The 16,966-nt window shown below is 70.3% G+C and carries 13 protein-coding genes; 8 read left to right on the top strand and 5 right to left on the bottom strand.

Annotated elements, in window-relative coordinates; genetic code table 11:
* Window positions 1-79: 79 nt before the first annotated feature.
* Both KMZ30_RS08740 and KMZ30_RS08735 read right to left on the bottom strand, forming a co-directional pair.
* The gene (locus KMZ30_RS08740) at window positions 80-1,147 is read right to left on the bottom strand and encodes a hypothetical protein (RefSeq protein WP_215520000.1); all 1,068 of its coding nucleotides are present in this window, start codon (window positions 1,145-1,147) and stop codon (window positions 80-82) included.
* A 644-nt stretch (window positions 1,148-1,791) separates the two neighbouring features.
* The gene (locus KMZ30_RS08735; RefSeq protein WP_264318943.1) at window positions 1,792-4,881 is read right to left on the bottom strand and encodes a DEAD/DEAH box helicase; all 3,090 of its coding nucleotides are present in this window, start codon (window positions 4,879-4,881) and stop codon (window positions 1,792-1,794) included.
* Window positions 4,882-5,049: 168 nt separating this feature from the next.
* On the opposite strand from KMZ30_RS08735, the gene KMZ30_RS08730 reads away from it, so the two are divergent.
* Complete coding sequence (locus tag KMZ30_RS08730; protein WP_215513616.1) at window positions 5,050-5,913, top strand: nuclease-related domain-containing protein; 864 nt, start codon at window positions 5,050-5,052, stop codon at window positions 5,911-5,913.
* An 11-nt stretch (window positions 5,914-5,924) separates the two neighbouring features.
* Entirely contained in the window at window positions 5,925-8,468 is a 2,544-nt protein-coding gene (locus tag KMZ30_RS08725; protein WP_215519999.1) for a UvrD-helicase domain-containing protein, read from the top strand.
* A gap of 424 nt (window positions 8,469-8,892) precedes the next feature.
* Here the strand turns inward: KMZ30_RS08725 and KMZ30_RS08720 are convergent, their stop codons facing one another.
* Complete coding sequence (locus KMZ30_RS08720; RefSeq protein ID WP_215513614.1) at window positions 8,893-10,020, bottom strand: hypothetical protein; 1,128 nt, start codon at window positions 10,018-10,020, stop codon at window positions 8,893-8,895.
* 135 nt (window positions 10,021-10,155) lie between these two features.
* Here KMZ30_RS08720 and KMZ30_RS08715 point away from each other — a divergent pair, with 135 nt between their 5' ends.
* Both KMZ30_RS08715 and KMZ30_RS08710 read left to right on the top strand, forming a co-directional pair.
* Complete coding sequence (locus KMZ30_RS08715) at window positions 10,156-10,674, top strand: peptidylprolyl isomerase (RefSeq protein ID WP_215513613.1); 519 nt, start codon at window positions 10,156-10,158, stop codon at window positions 10,672-10,674.
* A 58-nt stretch (window positions 10,675-10,732) separates the two neighbouring features.
* Entirely contained in the window at window positions 10,733-11,611 is an 879-nt protein-coding gene (locus KMZ30_RS08710; RefSeq protein WP_308279812.1) for a rhomboid family intramembrane serine protease, read from the top strand.
* 339 nt (window positions 11,612-11,950) lie between these two features.
* On the opposite strand, the gene KMZ30_RS08705 is transcribed toward KMZ30_RS08710, so the two are convergent.
* The gene (locus KMZ30_RS08705; RefSeq protein ID WP_030527270.1) at window positions 11,951-12,205 is read right to left on the bottom strand and encodes a cell division protein CrgA; all 255 of its coding nucleotides are present in this window, start codon (window positions 12,203-12,205) and stop codon (window positions 11,951-11,953) included.
* 71 nt (window positions 12,206-12,276) lie between these two features.
* Here KMZ30_RS08705 and KMZ30_RS08700 point away from each other — a divergent pair, with 71 nt between their 5' ends.
* From KMZ30_RS08700 to KMZ30_RS08685, 4 genes are all read left to right on the top strand, one after another.
* The gene (locus KMZ30_RS08700) at window positions 12,277-13,059 is read left to right on the top strand and encodes a DUF881 domain-containing protein (protein WP_215513611.1); all 783 of its coding nucleotides are present in this window, start codon (window positions 12,277-12,279) and stop codon (window positions 13,057-13,059) included.
* Window positions 13,056-13,733: a class E sortase gene (locus KMZ30_RS08695; RefSeq protein WP_308279811.1), complete on the top strand. Its 678-nt coding sequence runs from the start codon at window positions 13,056-13,058 to the stop codon at window positions 13,731-13,733. Before KMZ30_RS08700 ends, KMZ30_RS08695 begins: the two co-directional genes overlap by 4 nt.
* Window positions 13,734-13,737: 4 nt before the next feature.
* Window positions 13,738-13,893 carry a hypothetical protein gene (locus KMZ30_RS08690; protein WP_215513610.1) on the top strand — a complete coding sequence of 52 codons (156 nt, stop codon included), beginning with the start codon at window positions 13,738-13,740 and terminating at the stop codon, window positions 13,891-13,893.
* Window positions 13,894-13,970: 77 nt separating this feature from the next.
* On the top strand, window positions 13,971-14,627 hold the full coding sequence (locus KMZ30_RS08685) for an aminodeoxychorismate/anthranilate synthase component II (RefSeq protein WP_215513609.1): 657 nt from the start codon (window positions 13,971-13,973) through the stop codon (window positions 14,625-14,627).
* A 485-nt stretch (window positions 14,628-15,112) separates the two neighbouring features.
* On the opposite strand, the gene pknB is transcribed toward KMZ30_RS08685, so the two are convergent.
* Entirely contained in the window at window positions 15,113-16,960 is a 1,848-nt protein-coding gene (pknB, locus tag KMZ30_RS08680) for a Stk1 family PASTA domain-containing Ser/Thr kinase (RefSeq protein WP_215513608.1), read from the bottom strand.
* Window positions 16,961-16,966 lie beyond the last annotated feature (6 nt).

Raw genomic sequence — 16,966 nt, 5'->3', positions numbered from 1 at the left:
TCCGCCCGAAGCTCAACCGCCATCCGTGTAGCGCGCTCACGCAGCTCGTCGGGGTACTTCCTGGGTGCTGCCATGACTCTCATCCTCCATGGATTGAGAGCCTCCACCAGACCCGGGGCGATTCAGGGTCGATCTCGGCGGGCGCTGGGCGCCCGTCCGCGTGTGTCACAGGTGGCAGTGCGTCCTCGAACTCACGGACTGTCTGGTCAGGGAGAGATTGAGCGAGAGCGTCGGCGAGCGCTCGGATCTCCATGAGCCCTTCGATCTGGTCGACGAGCCATGCCCAGAGGTTGCGCCATGCGGCGACTGATTGCCCTCGCAAGACCAGCCCGGTCCACGCGGGGGTCGCTTCGAGGTTGACCAAAACAGGATCCTGAGCCGCGGTCGGGTCGAAGGCCAACACATGCCACAGGTCGCGGGTGGGCACGGCGGCCGGCTGAAGCGTCAGAAGCCTCAGGAGCATGCGGATTGTCTGCGCGCGATGATCCGCGGCGCTGCTGGGGACGAACTTGGTTGGGAGCATGAGGCTTCGGAGCAGCTCTCCATCCTTGCCGCGTGCTGCACCGCACAAACACAGGGAACGGTGGGTCCGCAGAGTCGCGATGTCGATGTCGTCTTCCCGCGCCAGGTCGAGGAGGCCACCCAGACCGTCGCGCACAGCCTGCGTGTCGAGGTTCTCGCCCGGGCGGATCGACCCCTTGGAGGTATCGACGAGTCCGAGCAGTGACTCGGAACCCACGTACGGCCCGGAGAAACCCCACTCTGCCTGCACGTACACGTTCGGTGCGGAAAGGGCCGTGACGTCCACACGTCCGGTTCGCAGTGCGGGAGCGATGCGGTCGGAACCATGCGGTTGGGGAAATCCGGAGTGGTGTCCGTGTGCCAGCGTGACTGCTGCCATCACGACTTCTGCCCTTCGCAACAGGTCCACTGTTTCGGCCGCTGCCAGTCCTCGTTCGCTTGCCTCGGCGGCCACGAGAGCATGAAGGGTGTAGTACCGCGCGTGGGGTGTCACGGTGGTGACTCCGGGAACCAGCGCAGCCACCTGGCGCATGGTGTGGCGCTCGACGGCCAGCGGGTATCGCCCACCGAACCGCCCAGAGTCAGGATCTCCCCAGCCGGGGCCCACCACTGCCACGCCCGTCATCCGTGGAGCCTAACGACGGCTCGTTGCAGATGTCGGCCCGGGGACATGTGAGCGTCGATGCATGACACGCGGGGGAGAAGAGGCGTGGACACTGCACCACCCTCGGCGCGAGGGGCCGCCTCGCTGAGGCTCCGCCACTGCTACGAACTCCGTCGGCTGTGCCCCAGCTGCGTACCCCAGAAAAGTACGGCAGCGGGGCACCACAATGGCGCGATCGGGTGTCTCGCAGCGCCCTGACCTGTGCTTATGCTCCCCGTCGAGGACCCCATCCGGGGATTTTGCAAGCAGGGGGTTAGGGGTTCGAGTCCCCTTGGCTCCACCACAGGTCAGAGCCCCTTTCCGGCTGCCGGGCAGGGGCTCATTCTTGCCCTGATTGCAGCAACGTGCGGCAACGGTGCTCATAGGAAGGCCTCCCCGAGGCGCCGGAGGGCCTCCCGGTGGATGCGGCGGACACCCGGGAGTAGATGTCCGGTGGCAGAGGTCCCGCTGGCTCACGGCCAGTCCGCCTCCACCTCGGCCGGGCGCATGGCGGCGTCCTCGACGACCCACGCCGGCAGTCCGGGGCGTGAGCGCCGTCTGCCGATCCCGGCCCGACCGAAACGTTCCTCGCGTGGTCAGCTCGGAGAGCGAACGTCGAGATCCCACTAACTGACAACACTCGCCGTGACGAAGTCTGCGACGGGCATCGGTGTGCGTAGATGCCAGGTGATGGCGATCGGGCGCTCGCCGCGGTGCTCGACGTAGTCCGCCTCGCCGAGGAACAGATACGGCGCGCCGGTGCCGAGGGGTGAGACCTTCTGCGGCCGAGCGAACAGCAGGATGTGGCTGCCTGCTCGCTGATGGGTCAGGTACCGCTGTCCGGTCTTGGACGCGACCGTCGTCCCCGACTGCGACTCCCAGTGAAAGCGGTCCGGGCTGATGGCGTAGTCCTGGTACATCGTCGTCGGGGAGTAGTCGGCCTCTGACTTGTGAAGGGTGACGAGCAGGCCATCGGTGTTGGCCGCCGGCGAGAAGAAGACGCCTTCGCGGAAACTGTTGGGCTTGCGAGCGTCGATGGACACGTAGTCGAGCGCCGCGACCAGCTCTTCACGGGTGTACCGGGCATGCACGCGTAGGGGTCGAAGCGCCAGCTCGCCCGTGAGTCGGGTGGTCACTCGCTCGGCGCGGGCCAGCGAGGTGTGGACGACTGCTCGCAGATCCTCAAGAACAGCGGGCTCGGCACGCAGCGCCTCGAGCCCTGCTCGGTACGACGTGAAGCCTCCCCCGTCTGGCCAGAGCGAGAAGAACAGCATCCGCCCGTACGCCTGAAGGACAGCATCTGCCGCGTCGTAGCTTGGCGCGTCGTCTGCGAGCCATGAGAGGTAGGCCGCCGCGCGCTCGGGGTCGTCCACGTGGCACAGGGCTCGCACACGTTTGAGCAGAGCGGGCTCCCAGGGTCCGCCCGCTGGCACGGACACCCCAGCTTCACGACGGAGTCGAGTCCACGAGCGATCCCCGCGGACGACGTCCGATAGCTCGACCCCGGACTCGTCGAGGAAGGTCTGCAGGTCACTGGTCGGGTGGGCGCGGAGCTCGGAGGTGATGTTGGGCCAGCGGCTCGTCACCTGACTCTTGATGTTCTCGAGGACAAGCCGCTGACTCTGACGGTCCAGGACGATCTGTGTGCCAGAGGGGAGGAAGGGGAACCCCTGCTCGATGTCCCGCTCCAGCGCGGCTCTCGTGCTGCCCGTCATCGCGCGGAAGCGCTGGTCGAAGCGGAACTCCTTGCGGTGGTGCCCCACGAAGTCGAGCGCTGTGAGTACGGCCTTGTCCTTCGCGCGGCGCAGACCGCGCCCCAGCTGCTGGAGGAAGACGGTCGCGCTCTCCGTCGGACGCAGGAAGAGCACCGTGTTGATCGAGGGGACGTCCACCCCTTCGTTGAAGACGTCGACCGTGAAGAGGGCCTTGAGGTGCCCCTCGCGAAGGCTCGCGACCGCTGCATCGCGGTCACCCGAGACGGTGTCGCCGAGCACCGCTGCCGCCGGGATGCCTGCGCGGTTGAAGACCTCGGCCATGTACCGCGCGTGATCACGGGAGACGCAGAAGGCCAGCGCCTTCATGGTCGACAGATCCGCGACCTTGTCCTGGACCGCCTTGAGGACGAGGCGCGCGCGGGCGTCGTTGCCGGTGAACAGGTTGGACAGCTCGCTGGTGTCGTAGGCGCCGGCCTTCCAGTCCAGCCGGGTCAGGTCCATCCCATCGGCGATCGCGAAGTAGTGGAAGGGCGTCAGCAGGTCGGCCTTGAGGGCATCCCACAGCCGAAGCTCGGCGGCGGTGCGTCCATCGAAGAAGGAGCGGACGTCGAGGCCGTCACCGCGCTCAGGTGTGGCGGTCAGGCCGAGCAGCTCGCGCGGGTTGAGGTGGTCGAGGATCTGCCGGTAGGTCTTGGCCTCTGCGTGGTGGAACTCGTCGACGACGACCACCCGGTAGGCAGCCGCCGGAATGTTGCCGATCCCGTACGAGGAGAGCGACTGCACGGAGGCGAAGACGTGGTCCCAGCGTTCGGGTCGCTTGCCGTCTACGTACAGCTCACCGAAGTTGGCGTCGCCCAGGACCTCGCGATAGGTGCGCAGCGACTGGTGGAGGATCTCGCGGCGGTGCGCCACGAAGAGCAGCGTCGGCCGGGTGGGGGCTGCTTCGGCGAGGCGCCGGTAGTCGAGCGCCGCCACGACCGTCTTGCCTGTGCCTGTCGCGGCGATGAGCAGATTGCGATGCCGGCCGTGCACGACGCGCTCGACCTCGAGCTGATCGAGCATCTCCTGTTGGTAGGGGTACGGTCGCACCTCGAGACCGGACAGCGTCAGAGTGACGCGACTGCTGTCGCGCCGCCCTGAAGCCTCGGCCAGGGCGTCGTCGAGCTTGTCGCGGTCGACGTCGGGGTCGTAGGTCTCGAAGGACGCCTCGTTCCAGTACGAGTCGAACGTGGCAAGAAACTTCTGCAGGAGCGGAGGGTTCGAGACTGCCGACAAGCGCACGTTCCACTCGACGCCGTCGAGCATGGCCGCCCGCGAGAGGTTGCTGCTGCCGACATACGCGGTGTCGAAGCCGGTGTTGCGGCGAAATAGCCACGCTTTGGCGTGCAGCCGCGTGCGCTGGGCGTCGTACTGGATCTTGACCTCGGCGCCGAACTCTCGCATCAGCCGGTCGAGAGCTTGACGCTCAGTCGCGCCCATGTAGGTCGTCGTGATGACACGCAGCGGCACCCCGCGCTCTCGCGCTGCGCGGAGCTGCGTCTCGAACAGCCGCAGGCCGTACCACTTGACGAAGGCCATGATGACGTCGATGCGATCCGCGCTCGCCAGCTCCGCCCGCACTTCGTGCCCGACTCCGGGTTCCCCTGGTGCGTTGGTCAGGAGGGCCGCGTCCGACAGCGGCGTGGCCGGACGTTCGCGGGTGAGGCGTCGCGGCGCGCCGGGGGCGGTGGGCGCGGTGAGCGCCAGGAGCTGGCCGGCAGATGACACCGAGTCCTCGGTCGCACCTAGCGTCTCGACGACCTGATTGACCAGCCGCAGCCGACGCTCGGCGTTCTTCTCTCGGCGCAGCGCACGGAGGGTCACATCCCGGATGTGCCGAGCCAGGACCTCCGGCTCATCGGCCTCATCGATGGAGGCTAGTTGCGGTTCCAATGTGGACTCGCCCTCGAGGCGCTCCCGCAAGGCACGCGTCAACAGGCTCTCGTAGAGCCCCTCCAGCAGACTGTCTCCCCCGTCGCTCACCGCAGCAGCTTGCCAGGAGTCACTCCGACGATCAGCGAATCCGCCACCTTCGTGTCGGACATTCGTCCTCCCTTTGTGGAAGTCGCTGTGCAACAGGCTGTCTGTGCCTACGGTGGCCGGATGACGGGGGCGGTTGACGAGAAGAGGATGCGGCTGCGGTACGCGGGGGTGTGTCGGGTCTGCGATGCCGAGCTGCCGGCCAAAACCGAAGCCGTCTACGAGCGGGCGACGAAGAGCGTGCGCTGCGTGGCCCACGACCAGCCGGCGGACGAAGCGGCCACGCCGGAAGTCGAGACCCAGCACGCCTCGGCGGAAGCACGTTCAGCCGTCGCTCCTGCGGCCGAGCGGGCAGAGCCCGAACTGGTCGACAGCGGCGTCGCCGGGGCATCGGCTCGCCGTGAGTTCGAGCGCCGGAAGGCGAAGCGTGAGGAGAGCGTCCGCACTAGGCACCCGAAGCTCGGTGGCCTCATCCTCGCGGTGACCGACGACCCGCAGTCGACGCGGGCGTGGGACACCGGCGCGATCGGTGAGGAGAAGCTGGGCAAGGGTCTCGACGCCCAGGCCGGTGACACCGTCCGCCTGCTGCACGACCGACGCATCCCGCGGACGCGCGCCAACATCGACCACATCGCCGTCACCGCCCACGGCGTGGTCGTCATTGACGCCAAGCGCTACAAGGGCCGGCCGTCGCTGCGGGTCGAGGGCGGCATCCTGCGGCCACGGGTGGAGAGGCTGATGGTCGGCTCGCGGGACTGCAGCAAGCTCGTCGACGGCGTGCTCAAGCAGGTGGCGCTCGTCCGCGACATCGTCGGTGAGGACGTGCGGGTTAGGGGCGCGCTCTGCTTCCTCGACGCCGACTGGCCGTTGCTCGGCGGCGACTTCACCGCCCGTGAAGTGCGGGTCCTCTGGCCGAAGAAGATGTACAAGCACCTCCAGCAGCCCGGACCGCTGGATGCTGCCGCGGTCGACGCGCTTCACCGCCGGCTGGCCGCTGCCCTCCCGCCGAGCTGAGGGCGAAGCCGATGTTCGACGCAGCGCGCTCCATCGTTGTCGACCTCGTCCGTCGACGACCGTGGGGAAGCAGCCGGCTCGCGCGCACTATCGACGACGCGGAGGAGTCGCTTTCTGCTCTTCGCGGGTGGAAGCGGACGGTCACCATGGGCCTCGAGGAGGCGCTGGCCGGGGGGCGGTGGGTCAGCCGGGACGTACGAGAGACCTGGTCCCAGTCCGCGCCCCTGCCGAGCCGACATGTCACGTCCCTCGCCCGGAACAAGAAGGCGGGCCAGGAGGCGCGTGAGCTGATCGCCTTTACGTCTGGTGACCTGCGCGCCCTGGTGCACGACACCAACGAGCGCATCCGAGCCCAGGAGCTCGTGGCGCGCCGGCACTTCCTCAACACCATCGAGACCCAGCCCCTGACCGACGAACAGGCCGCGGCCGTCGTCACGTTCGACAACCGCGTGCAGGTCATCGCCGCGGCCGGGTCGGGCAAGACGTCGGTGATGGTCGCGCGCGCCGGGTACGCCATCCAGCGGCAGCTGGTTCCTGCCGAGCGCATCCTCATGCTCGCGTTCAACAGGGACGCGGCCGCCGAGCTCCAGTGTCGCGTCGAGGAGCGGCTCGAGGCGGCCGGCATCGAGGCGCCGGGCCTGACGGTCGCGACGTTCCACTCCTTCGGACTGTCTGTCATCGGCTCGGCGACCGGCCGCAAACCTCGCCTGGCCCGGTGGCTGGATGCAGGTGGGGACATCGCGATGGTGTGCCGCCTGGTGGACGAGCTGCGTGACCAGAGCCCCGCGTTCCGGGACCGCTGGGACGCCTACCGGCTCCTCTTCGCCCGCATGTCCGACGACCCCAGCGGCGGTGAGCCCGACTCCTACGACCACAGCACCCGGCAGACCGGTTACCGGACGTTCAAGGGTGAAACGGTCAGGAGCCAGGGCGAGCGGATGATCGCCGACTTCCTCTTCCTCAACGGGGTCAGGTACGAGTACGAGGCGCCGTACCAGCACGACGTGGCCGACGCCGACCACTCGCAGTACCGGCCGGACTTCTACTATCCCGACGTCGACGTCTACCACGAGCACTGGGCCCTCGATCGGGAGGGAAACCCGCCACCCCATTTCGTCGGGTACACCGACAGCATGCAGTGGAAGAAGGCGGTCCATCAGCAGTTCGGGACGACGCTGCTGGAGACGACCTGGGCATCGATCATCGACCAGACGGGGTTCGGCCCCCTCGCCGACGATCTGACGAAGGCCGGGCTGGCTCTCGACTGGAATCCCGACCGGCCCGTGCCGGGGGCCACCCCGGTCAAGCACGAGGACCTCGCTCGGGTGATGCGCTCGTTCATGACGCACGTCAAATCGAACTCGCTGAGTCGCGCCGACCTCGAACGCAGGCTCGAGGCCGCACCTCGCAGCGTCCAGCGGTTCCGGGCTCGAATGTTCCTCGACCTGTTCTGGGACATCCACAACGCGTGGCAGGCCCGGCTCGCAGCGGATGACTGCATCGACTTCGAGGACATGCTCGTTCAGGCGGCGACCCACCTCGAGTCCGGCGGCATCGACATGGGCTACGAGCTCGTGCTGGTCGACGAGTTCCAGGACGCCAGCCAGGCGCGCGCTCGACTGACCAAGGCGCTCGTCGACCAGCCGCACCGCTACCTACTCGCGGTGGGCGATGACTGGCAGTCGATCAACCGGTTCGCCGGAGCCGACCTCTCCGTGATGACGTCATTCGCCGAGTGGTTCGGGGAGGGGCAGACGCTGCGCCTCCAGACCACGTTCCGCTCGCCGCAGTCCATCTGCGACGTCGCCAGCGAGTTCGTCGCCAAGAACCCGCGTCAGCTGACCAAGGTCGTCACCTCGGCCCACCTTGGATACGGCCAGGCGGCCAGCCTGGTCCGGGTGCGCCGGTTCGACGAGGTGTCGGGAGCAGTCGCGCGTGTGCTCGACGATCTTGCGGCACGGGTCCGCACGGGCGAGGTGACCCCGGGCCGCTCCGGGAGGGTCGAGGTCGACGTGCTCGGTCGCTACCGGTTCGACCGCGACTCACTCCCCCGGCGGACGCCCCCCGAGCTCAAGGTCACCTTCCGCACGGTCCACGGCTCCAAGGGACTCGAAGCCGACTACGTCATCCTCCCCAACGTCGCCTCCGGCACGTACGGCTTCCCGAGCGAGGTCGCCGACGACCCGGTCATGTCCCTTGCCATGGCCGAGACCGACGCCTACCCCTTCGCGGAGGAGCGGCGCTTGTTCTACGTCGCGCTGACCCGAGCACGGCGGCACGTCACGATGATCGGCGTCGAGGGCAGGGAGTCCGCATTCGTCGCTGAGCTGCTTGCGACCAAGCGCCTCGAGCTGTCGCCCCTCAGCACCGTCGACCTCTCCGCGCCGTGCCCGCTCTGCGATCAGGGTGTCCTCGTCGTGCGCAGGCGGAAGGCCGATGGGAGGCCGTTCGAGGGGTGCAGTGCGTTCCCTCGGTGCCGATTCACGCGGAGCGCGTTGAGCGCCGCGTCGCCGATGCGGCTGGCGGCATCCCCGGGTGCCCGTCGGCCGAACTGAGCGATGTCGAACCCCGGCGAAACCGTGATGAGACCGCGGAAACGGCCCTGACCATCGGATTTGTCGCGGGGCCCGCCGGCAACCTTCGACAGTAGCCCGATCGGACCATTCCCCCGCGTGCGCGGCAGGTCTAGATTCAGGCTCGTCGACTCCTGGCAGGGCCTCGAAGGGTTTCGAGCCGACACGGCCGACGTCCCGGGACGGTGACGCGACGGGTGCTGAGGGCACCTGGGTCGCGACCCCCTCCATCGCCCCGGGACGTCCCGGCCGGACAACTCCATCCCCACAGACGCACACGGCGCACGATCCAGAGCGTGCGCATCCCCGGACAGGGCGGCCGACAGGGGGTCGCCCCGTCCGGACACGACGGCGCCGGCCGTATCCCCGGGGGGATGCGGCCGGCGCCGGTCCGTCTGCCGTGCGGTCAGCTCTTGTCGTTCGAGCCGCCGTCGACGTTCGGGGTGGAGAGGTCGGAGCCCTCGGAGGTGCCGGTCGTCGACGGGATGGTCGAGTCGCCGGTCTTCGCGTCGTCCCAGGTGGCGGCGGCCTCGTCGGCCGTGTCGCTCGCGGCGTCCTTGACCTCGTCGGCCTTGGCGGCAGCGGCGTCCTTGGCGTCGTCGGCCTTGGAGGCCGCCGCGTCCTTGAGCTCGCCGGCCTTCTCGAGGCCCTTGTCCTTGAGCTCGGACGCACGCTCGGCGGCGGCGCCGGCGGTCTCGGCGAGCTTCTCGCGCACCTCGCCCGCCTTCTCCTTGGCGGTGTCGACGGCGTCGGACGTCTTCGTGGACGCCGACGACGGCGGCGTGTACGAGCCGGCGCTCGCCCACGGGTCGGGGCGCTCGGAGCTCTTGCGGTACGCCATGACGGCGGCGCCGGCGGCGACCGCACCGAGGAGGAGCACCCAGCGGCCCTTGCCGCGGCTCTTCTTCGCGCGGGCGTCGCCCTTGAGGACGGCGTAGGCGTCGGGGGCGCGCTCGGCGGCCTCGGCGGCCTGCTCGCGCGCGGTCGCGGCGCCGGCGGCGATGGCGGTCAGGGCCGCCATGACCTTCGGGAGGACGTCGTCGGAGAAGGTCTCCTTGGCGTGCTCGGCGCTCTTCTTCGCGTGCTCGACGCGGGGAGCCAGCGCCTCGAGCGCCTCCTCGGCCTTCTCGCGCGCGGTCTCGGCGGCGTCCTGGGCGCGCTCGCGGCCCTCGCGCACCTTCGGCGCGACGGAGCCGGCGTAGTCACGCGCGGTGTCGGCGTAGTCGTGCGCCTGCTTGTTCGCGTCGTGGGCGAGGTCGCGGGCCGACTTGTTCGCGTCGTGGGCCAGGTCGCGGGCCGACGCGTACTGCGCGACGGCCTCCTTCTTCGCCTTCTTGCCCTGCTTGCGCAGGTGCTTCGCCTCGGACTTGCTGCTCTTGCGGAGGTCCTTGATCTCGGACTTCGTCTTCTTGCGCAGGTCGTGGGCGGTGTCGGCGGCGCGCTCGGCGGCGTCGCGCGAGGCCGCGCTCACGCGGTCGGCGGCATCCGTCACGGCATCCACGGCCTGGTCGGTCCTGCTCTTGCTGCGGAACACGCGTCCTCCTCGGTGTGGGACATCTCTTCCGTCCATCCTGCCCTGTTTGCGCTGCTCGGGGCACATCAGGACAACGCGTGATGCCGTGAGCCGCCCCACCCGGCGGCGTCGGGCCCGCGTGAGAGGATCGGAGGCATGAAGGCAACGCTGCACACCAACCACGGCCCGATCGTCGTCGAGCTCTTCCCCAACGAGGCGCCGAAGACCGTCAAGAACTTCACCGGCCTCGCCACGGGCGAGCAGGAGTACAAGGACGACGCGGGGCGCACCAACCCCACCCCGTTCTACGACGGCCTCGTCTTCCACCGCATCATCCCCGGCTTCATGATCCAGGGCGGCTGCCCGCTCGGCCAGGGCATGGGCGGCCCCGGGTACACCTTCGACGACGAGGTCCACCCCGACAAGCAGTTCGACCGCCCCTACCTCCTTGCGATGGCCAACGCCGGCAAGCGCATGGGCAAGGGCACCAACGGCTCGCAGTTCTTCATCACCGTCGCGCCGACCACCTGGCTCAACGGCAAGCACACTGTCTTCGGCGAGGTCGCCGACGGTGCCAGCCGCGAGGTCGTCGACAAGATCGCCGGTGTGCGCACCGGCGCCCAGGACCGTCCGGTCGACGACGTCGTCATCGAGCGGGTCGAGATCGAGCAGTAATCACCACGCACCACCACCCCGGGAGACCGACGTGTCCGAACCACCGCCGATCCCCCCGGTGAACCCTGCGCCGGAGGCCGCGGGCCAGGTCCCGACCTGCCCGCGGCACCCGGACCGGGAGTCCTACGTCCGCTGCCAGCGCTGCGGACGCCCCGCCTGCCCCGAGTGTCAGCGCCCCGCCGCCGTCGGCATCCACTGCGTCGACTGCGTGCGCGAGGCCTCGAAGACCGTCCGGCAGGGCCGCACGACCTTCGGCGGCGCCGTCACCGACGGCCGGCCGCTCGTGACGTTCTGGCTCATCGGCATCTGCGTCGCGGTCTACCTGCTGCAGACCGTGCAGCCCTCGCTCACCCGCGACATCGCGTTCGCGCCCGTCGTCGGCGACACGCAGCCCTGGCGGTTCATCACCTCCGGGTTCGCCCACGGCGGCCTGACACACATCGCGTTCAACATGTACGCCCTCTACGTGATGGGCCAGTACCTCGAGCCGATGCTCGGCCGCGCCCGGTACATCGCCCTCTACCTGCTCAGCGCGTTCGGCGGGTCGGTGGGCATCCTGCTGCTGGCCTCGAAGCCGGCCGGCGGTGTCGTGACGCTCGCCGACGAGTCTTGGTTCACGGCGGCGGTCGGTGCCTCCGGGGCGGTCTTCGGCCTCTTCGGGGCGTTCCTCGTGCTGCAGCGCCGGCTCGGCCGGTCCGCGGCGGGGATGTACGTCGTCATCGGCATCAACGCGGTCATCGGGTTCGTCATCCCGGGCATCTCGTGGCAGGCGCACCTCGGCGGCCTGGTCACCGGCGCCGTCGCCGCGGCCGCCATCGGCTACCTCGGCCGGGCCAAGGACCCGCTGCAGCCGCCGGACCGGCGCATCCACTGGGTCGCGCTCGGCGGGCTGTTCGTCGTCCTCGTCCTGTTGTCGGTGGCCAAGTACGCCCTCTGACTCTGACCCTCAGCTGTTCCTCGATGCCCCGGCCGTTGCGGCCGGGGCATCGCGCTGTCCACAGGCATCCACAGCGCATCCACGCGTTGTTCGCACACTTGTCCACAGGCTGTCCCCATGTGGATTACACGGATGTCATTCATCCCCAATGGGGACAACCCCTGTGGACAACTGGGGACGAACCCCCAGAACCTGGGGACGAGGTGTGGACGAGCGGTGCACGACGGGGCATCCGGGCCGGTCATGCACAGGACCCCGGGGCTGCACCACGCGGATCGCGTGGGAGCCCCGGGGTCCCGGGAGCGGTGCCTGTGGACGGCGCCGGCTTCGACCCGTCGGTCAGCGCCAGCGGGTCGTCATGAGGAAGCCGGAGAGCATGAGGCCGAAGCCGACGCCGAGGTTCCACCGGCCGAGCTGTGGCACGGGGTACTGGTTGGCGCCCGAGATGTAGAAGGTGACGACCCACAGCAGGCCGAGCACCATGAGCGTGAGCATCACCGGGACGAACCAGCGCGCGTTGGGGCCCTGCTGCGCCGCCGACGCCGTCCGCTGCGGGGTGTAGGCGGGCTTCTTGCGACCCTTGGACTCGGGCACGGGAACTCCTCCGGTTCGTTCAGACTCGTGCCCTAGCGTAAAGGCCACGTCGTCAGGAGAGGGGAGGCAGGGTGCCGGGCACGCACGCCGGTCGGTCCGAGCGGTCCTCGCGGCACGCCGGCCGGGTCGACCGACCCTCGCCGTGGCCCTGGCTGGTCCCCGTCGCGGCGCTCGTCGCCGGCGCCCTCTTCGCGAGCAGCGTGCGCGCGTCCGACGGCGAGGAGCTGCGCACCGGCTACACCCGGCTGCCCGACCTCATCCGCGAGCAGACCCGCGTCAACGCCGACCGCGCCGAGAAGGTCGACACCCTGCGCGCGCAGGTCGAGGACGCGACCGCAGCCCTGGCGCCCGGCGACCTCACGACGCAGCGCCTCGAGCGCCAGGCCGCCGAGATCGCGACGGCGGCAGGGCGCACCGAGGTGCGCGGGCCGGCGCTGCGGGTCACCCTGACCGACGCCCCGCTGCCCGGCGGCGAGGTGCCCGAGGGCGGCGACCCGGACGACTACGTCATCCACCAGCAGGACATCGAGGCCGTCGTCAACGCGCTGTGGACCGGCGGCGCCGAGGCCATCATGGTGCAGGACCAACGGATCATCTCGACGAGCGCCGTCCGCTGCGTCGGCAACACCCTGATCCTCCAGGGCCGCGTCTACTCGCCGCCCTACACGGTCACGGCGATCGGCAACCTGGAGTCGATGCGGGCCCGGCTGCAGCAGGACCGCGCGGTCGACCTCATCCGCCAGTACGCCATCGCGTTCGGTCTCGGGTACGACCTCGAGGACGCCGGCACCCAGACCCTGCCCGCGTACGCCGGCAGCATCACCCCGACCGTCGCCGAGGTGGCCGGGTCGTGATCCGTCGCGCCGTCGGCTGGGTCGGCGAGCTCCTCATCACGGCGGGCGTCCTGGTCCTGCTGTTCGTCGCGTGGCAGCTGTGGTGGACCGATGTGGTGAGCAACCGCTCCCAGGCGCAGATCGTGCGGGCGCTCGACGAGGGGTTCGCGTCGGGGCGTGACGCGGGGGCAGCGCTGCACGACGCGTTCCCGGAGCTGGGCGAGGCCGATGCGTTCGCGGTCATCCGCATCCCGCGGTTCGGGGCGGACTTCGCGCGGCCGGTCATCGAGGGCGTGGGGCGTCCGGTGCTGGCGCTCGGGGTCGGGCACTACGAGGGGTCGGCGTCGCCGGGGGCCGTGGGCAACTTCGCGGTCGCCGGCCACCGGACGACGTACGGGCGGCCCTTCCACGAGATCGACACGCTGCGCGACGGCGACCGCGTCATCGTCGAGACGGCGCCCACTGTCTACGTCTACGAGATCACGGGGCGCGAGATCGTCCGGCCGTGGCAGACCGAGGTCATCGCGCCGGTGCCGGACTCGCCCGGGGTGAAGCCGACGGAACGGATGATCACGATGACCTCCTGCCACCCGAAGTACAGCGCGACGGAGCGGTTCGTGACGCACGGGCGCCTCGTCGAGGCCGTGCCGCGGGCGAAGTGGCGGCTCGCCGACTGGTCGACGGTGAAGGGGTAGGCGGATGTACGCAGCGCTGTGGCGCTCGCTGCCCGGGCCCGCGTGGGTGCGGGCGCTGACGTGCGTCGTGCTGGTGGCGGCCGTCGTCGCCGTGCTCTTCGAGTGGGGGTTCCCGGCGCTCGCCGAGGTGCTGCCGTTCAACGACAACACGGTGGGGTGATCGGTGGGTGCGGACCCGGGGCGGGCTCGACGCGGACCGAACTGGGTCGGCGCGGCCGGGCGGGGCACCATAGGGGGATGACCCGCGTCCTCGTCGTCGACAACTACGACAGCTTCGTCTTCACGATCGTCGGCTACCTCGAGCAGATCGGCGCCGAGTGCGAGGTCGTCCGCAACGACGCCGTCTCGCCCGCCGACGGCGCCGACTTCGACGGGGTGCTCGTCTCGCCGGGGCCGGGGACGCCCGAGGAGGCCGGCGTCTCGATGGCGATGATCGAGGCGTGCGCCGAGCGGGCGCAGCCGATGCTCGGGGTGTGCCTCGGGCACCAGGCGCTGGGCGTGGTCATGGGCGCGACGGTCGGGCGGGCGCCGGAGCTGCTGCACGGCAAGACCTCGAGCGTGCTGCACGACGGGTCCGGGGTGCTGGCCGGCGTGCCGCAGCCGTTCACGGCGACGCGCTACCACTCGCTGACCATCGACCCCGCGACGATGCCGGAGTCGCTCGTCCCGAACGGGCACACGGAGTCGGGGATCGTCATGGCGGTGCGGCACGCGACGCTGCCGCTGCACGGCGTGCAGTTCCACCCTGAGTCGGTGCTCACGGAGGGCGGGCACCTCATGCTGGCCAACTGGCTGCGCATCGCTGGGATGACGGACGCGGTGTCGCGGGCGGAGGGGTTGTCGCCGCTCGTGCACGACGCGGCCGGCGTGGCGCGGATGGTGGCCGCGACCTGAAGCGGGCGGCGCGGAAGCGTACGGCTCCCGCGCCCGGGTGGCGAGCGTCGAGCGGCGCCGCCCGGTGCGGACCTCCTGAGAACCGGGGTCAGAGGTAGGTACGCCCGGACTCCATGCGCCGCGGAAGGTTCACCTTGCCCGTGCAACCACCTCCTTCCACCGCGGAAGGGATCCCTTGCCGGGTACAACCGCTTGGTGGCGTCCGGAAGTTGCTCCGTGCGGGGTGGAAGGGAAACCTTGCCGGGCGCAAGGTAATCCTTCCGGGGAGGCAGGATCCGGGGAGAGCTAGATGTCTCCCGGGGCCTCCGGGCCGAGGTCGCCTCGTCGTTGTGGGGTGATCTCGCCTCGCCGCGGTGGTCTCGTCGTGCCGGGGTCTTCTCGCGGTGCCGGGGTCGTGCCGTTCGGCCGGGGTGTCGTGGCGGGGCGGCTGGGTGAGATCGGGGCGGCGGGGGCGGGTCCGGGTGGGCCCGCCCCCGCCGGGCGGGTCAGCTCGGGGAGGGGCTCGGGGACGGGCTCTCGGTGGGGGACTCCGACGGGGTGGGGGTCGGCGTCGGGGTCGGGGTGGGCGTCGGCGCGGCCTTCTGGGCGACGACGATCTTGACCGTCGAGCCGATGTCGACCGCCTGCTTGCCCTTCGGGTCCTGGCTGATGACGTCACCCTCGGCGGCCTGGTCGGTCTGCTCGTACGACGTCTCGACCTGGAGGTTGGCGTCGGCGAGGGCGCTCTGCGCCTCGTTCTGGCTCATCCCCACGACGTTCGGGACCTCGACCTTGCCCGTGCCGACCGTCACGGCGATGCGCGTGCCCGGCTTGACGGCGACCTGCGAGCCGGGGTCGGAGGAGATGACGACGTCCTTCTCGGTGTCGGCGTCGTTGACCTCGTCGACCGTCCCGAGCGTCAGCCCGAGGTCGGAGAGGATCCCGCGCGCCTCGTCGAGCGAGCGCCCGGCGAGGTCCGGCACCTCGACGGTGTCGGGCCCGCCGGAGACGGTGATGCGCACCGTCGAGCCCCGGTCGGCGCGCGTCCCGCCCTCGGGGGTCTGCGAGATGACGTTGCCCTCGTCGACCGTGTCGGAGGCGGCCACCATCGACTCGACGCGGAAGCCGGCGCCGGTCAGCGTGGCCGTCGCGGCGTCCTGCGGGGCGTCGATGACCGACGGCACCTGCACCTGTGGCGGCGCGTCATCCCCGCCGAGGTAGCGCACGAGCCCGAACACGAGCAGCCCGAGCGCGGCGATCACGGCGACGACGAGGAGGATCGCCGCCGCCGGGTTGCGCTTGCGCCGCTCCTCCTCCATCACCTCGCGGCGGGTCAGCGGCTCGTCGTCGGCGGGCGGGGCGGTGAACGGTGCGTCCCACGCGGCGGTGCGGTCGGTGAGCGCGCCCGAGGACGCAGGGAGCGCCTCGGTGACCCCGGCCGCGGCGGCCCCGGCCAGCGCGGCCGCGGACGAGCGGGCGGCGATGCTCACCGGCCGCCCCAGCCGGACGGCCTGGAGGTCGGACCGGAACTCGTCGGCGTCCTGGTAACGGTCCTCGCGCGGCTTCTCGAGGGCGTGGAGCACGACGGCGTCGAGGTCGGGCGAGACGTCCTCGGCGAAGCGCGACGGCGGGACCGGTGCCTCGCCGACGTGCTGGTAGGCGATGGCGACCGGGCTGTCGCCCTGGAACGGCGGCCGCCCCGTCACGAGCTCGAAGAGCATGCACCCGGCCGAGTACAGGTCCGAGCGCGCGTCGACCGACTGGCCCTGCGCCTGCTCGGGCGAGAGGTACTGCGCGGTGCCGATGACGGCCTGCGTCGCCGTGACGGTCGCGTTCGCGTCGGCCATCGCCCGCGCGATCCCGAAGTCCATGACCTTGACCGAGCCGTCGGCGGCCACCATGACGTTCGCCGGCTTGATGTCGCGGTGGACGATGCCCTGCCGGTGGCTGTACGCCAGCGCGTCGAGGACGCCCTCGGTGACCCGCACGGCCTCGGTCTCGTCGAGCTGCCCCTTCTCGGTCAGCTCCTCGCGCAGCGTCCGCCCGTCGACGAACTCCATGACGATGTAGGGGATGTTGACCTGCGCCCCACCGGACTCGGTGTGCAGGTGGTCCTCGCCGTGGTCGTAGACCGCGACGATCGAGGCGTGGTTGAGGGCGGCGGCCGACTGCGCCTCGCGGCGGAACCGGGTGATGAAGGTGGCGTCGCGCGCGAGGTCGCTGCGGAGCATCTTGATGGCGACGGAGCGGCCGAGCCGCGTGTCGAACCCTCGGTGGACCTCCGCCATGCCGCCGCGACCGAGGAGCTCACCGACCTCGTACCGGCCGCCGAGCAGCTTCGGGACGTCAACCATGTCGTG

It is taken from the genome of Phycicoccus mangrovi (assembly GCF_018729305.1).
Taxonomy (GTDB): Bacteria; Actinomycetota; Actinomycetes; order Actinomycetales; family Dermatophilaceae; genus Phycicoccus; species Phycicoccus jejuensis.
Note: the sequence above shows the minus strand (reverse complement) of the source record. Positions and strands in the feature narration are given on the sequence as shown.

Excerpts from the sequence above, each read along its gene's own strand:
- KMZ30_RS08725 (WP_215519999.1), top strand. The coding sequence starts at position 5,925 with ATGTTCGACGCAGCGCGCTCCATCGTTGTCGACCTCGTCCGTCGACGA.
- KMZ30_RS08690 (WP_215513610.1), top strand. The coding sequence starts at position 13,738 with ATGTACGCAGCGCTGTGGCGCTCGCTGCCCGGGCCCGCGTGGGTGCGG.
- KMZ30_RS08715 (WP_215513613.1), top strand. The coding sequence starts at position 10,156 with ATGAAGGCAACGCTGCACACCAACCACGGCCCGATCGTCGTCGAGCTC.
- KMZ30_RS08730 (WP_215513616.1), top strand. The coding sequence starts at position 5,050 with ATGCGGCTGCGGTACGCGGGGGTGTGTCGGGTCTGCGATGCCGAGCTG.
- pknB (WP_215513608.1), bottom strand. The coding sequence starts at position 16,960 with ATGGTTGACGTCCCGAAGCTGCTCGGCGGCCGGTACGAGGTCGGTGAG.
- KMZ30_RS08740 (WP_215520000.1), bottom strand. The coding sequence starts at position 1,147 with ATGACGGGCGTGGCAGTGGTGGGCCCCGGCTGGGGAGATCCTGACTCT.
- KMZ30_RS08685 (WP_215513609.1), top strand. The coding sequence starts at position 13,971 with ATGACCCGCGTCCTCGTCGTCGACAACTACGACAGCTTCGTCTTCACG.